General features: G+C 69.0%; 2 protein-coding genes and 2 pseudogenes. 2 read left to right on the plus strand and 2 right to left on the minus strand.

The window, feature by feature from the left end; translation table 11 throughout:
* Positions 1 to 246 (minus strand): annotated as a pseudogene (locus KCH87_RS48290) (hypothetical protein); the annotation flags it as partial.
* Positions 247 to 766: 520 nt separating this feature from the next.
* Between KCH87_RS48290 and KCH87_RS48295 the strand changes: the two are divergent.
* Positions 767 to 1,609, plus strand: a pseudogene (locus KCH87_RS48295) (IS5 family transposase).
* Between the two features lie 11 nt (positions 1,610 to 1,620).
* Here the strand turns inward: KCH87_RS48295 and KCH87_RS48300 are convergent.
* Positions 1,621 to 2,337: an SDR family oxidoreductase gene (locus KCH87_RS48300; RefSeq protein WP_210594441.1), complete on the minus strand. Its 717-nt coding sequence runs from the start codon at positions 2,335 to 2,337 to the stop codon at positions 1,621 to 1,623.
* A 72-nt stretch (positions 2,338 to 2,409) separates the two neighbouring features.
* Between KCH87_RS48300 and KCH87_RS48305 the strand changes: the two genes are divergently transcribed.
* Positions 2,410 to 3,225, plus strand: coding sequence for a helix-turn-helix transcriptional regulator (locus tag KCH87_RS48305; RefSeq protein ID WP_210594442.1), 816 nt, complete (start codon positions 2,410 to 2,412; stop codon positions 3,223 to 3,225).
* The last annotated feature ends 523 nt before the right edge of the window (positions 3,226 to 3,748 follow it).

Below are 3,748 nucleotides of genomic sequence, written 5' to 3' on the forward strand. Positions count from 1 at the left end.
CGAGGCGATGGTCGCGCCGTCCCGCTTGACGTAGCCGGTCTTGCCGATCTGGTAGGCGTCGTCACAGACGTCGCTGGCCCGTGCCTTCTCGCTCAAGGGATTGCCCTCGGGCGTGGGAGCCGTGGACACCGACGCGGAACGCTCGGAAGGTGCAGGAGCCGGTCCGCTGCCCGCGAGGGCACTGCCTGCCGGGACCATGACGAAGGCAGCGGCGATGGCCGCCGTTGCGATGGGGCGTGAACGCATTGTTGGTATTCCCCTCTTGTTGTGCATTGGCCTCGGAGCGCGGCACAGGTGTGGGTCATCCCTCCGTACGTGTCCGGAAGGGCACCGGCCTGAAAGCTCCGATCACGGAACACAACGTGCGCCACCGGCGAACGGTTCTACGCGCGACCCAGCAAGCTCGCCGTGCGGAGGTGACGCTACTCACGTACGAAGCCGGGCAGGCCGTGTTGGGGCTGATCAGGGGAGGCAGAGTTGCATGGTTGGGGTCGTGCGCTGCTGTTGGTGTACGGGATGGCGTACGCCGCTGAAGCTGAACCTGTGCGGTCGGCCCAGGGCGCGGTGACGGCGTTTCCGCTGTTCCGTTTACCTGGGCCGCCGGCCCGAACCGGACATGCGGCTTTCATGTCTTGCCCAGCGGTCAGCCGGGTGTGTCAACTTAGAGATCGCGCGGATAGGCGCGGTGCTGGTACCCCGGCAGCGAGACAGGCACAGGTCCTGGCGATCATGGAGTTGCGACGCTCTGTGATCATTGGGGAGACCTATGCCTGCGCTGCCATCATGGCTGACCGAGCCACTCTGGGGCCAATTCGCGGCTCTCGTGCCCGAGCGGTCGGAGTACCACCCGGACCATCCGCTGGGCTGCCATCGGCCACGCATCAGCGACCGGATCGTCTTCGACAAGATGCTGCAGCTCCTGCGCTTTGGCTGCTCCTACCAGGCGATCGCCGACACGACCTGTTCGGCCACCACGATCCGCAATCGCCGCGACGAGTGGATCCGGCTCGGCGTCTTCGCCAGGTTCAAGCGGATCGCGCTGGAGTCCTACGACCGGATCGTCGGCCTCGTCCTGGACCAGATTGCCGTCGACGGCTCGATCGCCAAGGCCCCCCGGTGGCGGCGAGGTGGCCGGGCGCTCCCCGGTTGACCGCGGTAAACAGGGTCTGAAACGCTCCGGCATGACGGATGGTTACGACATTCCACTGGCCGTGTCCTGGCCGGGGCAAACCGCCACGACTCCCCTCTGCTCGCCCCGACTCTGGACCGCCTGGAGGACCTCGGACCGATACCCCACAACATCACCGTCCACCTGGATGCCGGCTACGACTGCGACAAGACCCGCATCCTGCTCGATGCACGTGGCCTGCACGGCCGGATCGCGCACAAAGGCGAGAAGGCGCCGATCCAGGCAAGTCAGAGGTGGCACGTGGAGCGCACCCACGCCTGGCAGAACACCTTCCACCGCCTCGCCCGCTGCAACGAGCGCCGGGCCACCGTCATCGACGCCTTCTTCGACCTCGCCGACGCCGTCATCACCGTACGTGGCCTGATCCGCCAGGCATGGACGACCCACCGCTGGGACATCCGTCCCCGACGCCGCCCATGACTGATCACCAATCACCAGGGCACGGGCGTTCCGTCCCAGGAGAAGAAGCCACCGGTGGGGCCGTCGTCCGGCAGCAGGGCCAGGCGGAGGGCACCCTGCGCTGCCTCGGCCGGGTCGCCGCCGGCAGCGGCGGCCCGGGGGTTGAGATCGGTAGCCCGCAGGCCGGGGGCGAGCGAGTTGACCTTGAAGCCGTCCTCGGCCAGCGTCTGGGCGTAGAAGACGGTGAGGGCGTTGAGGGCGGCCTTGGACGACCGGTAGGCGGCAGCGCCACCGCTTCCCGGGGTGAATTGAGGGTTGGGGTTTGTGCTCCAGGTCAGCGACGCGGTGCCACTGGAGATGTTGACGATGCGCGGGTGCGGGGACCGGCCCAGGGCGGGCAGGAACGCATTGGTCACCGCCACCACCCCCAACACGTTGGTCTCGTACGTGCGCCGGTATTCCTCGACGAGCATGTCGGCCGGCGAGGCGAGTGACGGTGAGATGCCGGCGTTGTTGACCAGCACGTCCAGGCGTTCCACCTGGGCGGCGGCTTGTGCGATGCCGTCGGGATCCGTCACGTCGAGGACCAGCAGCCGGGCGCCGGGACCGATCTCCTCGACGGCCCGCTGTCCGCGCCCCGGGTCGCGGGCGCCCACGTACACGGTGAGGCCCTCGGCCGCGAGCAGCCGGGCGATGTGCTTGCCGATGCCCTTGTTGGCACCGGTGACCAGAGCCATGCGATCGTTCATGGAAACTACGGTCCCCTGGCAGTGGGCGCCCTGCCAGGGACAGCCTGTACCAGGCAAGCGGCAGGAGGTGGTATGGCGCGGCAGGAGCTGGCCCGCTTCCTGCGGGACCGCCGGGCGGGCCTGCGTCCGCACGAGGCCGGGCTGACCACGACGGGCACCGCCCGCCGCACACCGGGCCTGCGCCGCGAGGAGGTGGCGGAGCTCGCCCACATGTCGGTCGACTACTACACGCGGCTGGAGCAGGCCCGGGGACCGCGGCCATCGCCCCGGATCCTGGACGCGCTGGCCCAGGTCCTGCGGCTCACGCCAGCCGAGCGCAGCCACCTGTTCCGCCTGGCGGGATCGAACGCGCCGCCCGGCAGCAACGCCGTGCGGCGGGTACGCCCGGACGTGGCCCGGATGCTGGAGCGGCTGCCGGAGACCGCTGCCATCGTCACGGACGCGGCGTACGGCGTCGTCGCCTGGAACCCCCTGGCCCAGGCACTGCTCGGCGGCGACCTCGCACGCGGGACGACGAACCTGGCCCGGCGCCGCTTCCTGGGCCAGGGACGGATGTATGAGAGCTCCAACGCCGAGGAGTTCGGGCACATCGTGGTGGCGCGGCTTCGCCGGGCCGCCGACCGCTACCCGCACGACCCGCAGGTGACCGCCCTGCTGGCCGAACTGCACGCCGGCAGCGAGGAGTTCAGGCAGATCTGGCAGACACGTCCGGTCCACGCTCCTGGGCACCGCACCAAGACCCTAGACCACCCGGAAGCCGGCACGCTGCGGTTGAACTGCGACGTCCTGCTCGTGCCCGAGGATGACCAGGAAGTCGTCCTGATCACGGCCGACCCCGGATCACCTGCCGTGCGGGCCCTGCACAGGCTGGCCAGGCAGGCGACCTGAAACGAAAGACGCCGACAGGCCTCTCTCCAGCGGTCACAGACCGTCGCAACTACATGTTCACTGGGACCTGTGCCCACCTTGATGCTGAGGCATTCCACGCCACCTACCCGCGCGAGCTCTTAACGGCCCTGTCTCGCTTTCGGTGGTGACGGAGCGTGCTGCTATCCGAGGAGGATGCGGTGGCGAAGCAGGGTGAAGCCTGTTGCTCGGCCCTGAGGTTGTCGGGCCTGGTCAGCAGCATCCGGTTGCGGATGTTGCTCCGCGCTGCTGAAGGTCGTCTTCGGGCAGTGCGGCGCGCAAGGCGCGGGCGGCGCCTGCCGGGCCCGTATGCTGCACGGATGGTTGTGTTGGTGACCGCGGCGACCATGGACTCCCGCAGAGTGGTAAACACGTGTCGGGACACGCCGGTCCGCAGCGTCATGGGCAGCCGGAGGAGACTGCGCCGCGACGGGTCGCTGGACCGCGCGTGGGATCGCAGCGAAACTTCGAGCGCTGTGTCACACCCGCAATCCCACGTCCCCCG

It is taken from the genome of Streptomyces sp. GESEQ-35 (genome assembly GCF_017948485.1).
GTDB lineage: Bacteria > Actinomycetota > Actinomycetes > Streptomycetales > Streptomycetaceae > Streptomyces.

Excerpts from the sequence above, each read along its gene's own strand:
- KCH87_RS48305 (WP_210594442.1), top strand. The coding sequence starts at position 2,410 with ATGGCGCGGCAGGAGCTGGCCCGCTTCCTGCGGGACCGCCGGGCGGGC.
- KCH87_RS48300 (WP_210594441.1), bottom strand. The coding sequence starts at position 2,337 with ATGAACGATCGCATGGCTCTGGTCACCGGTGCCAACAAGGGCATCGGC.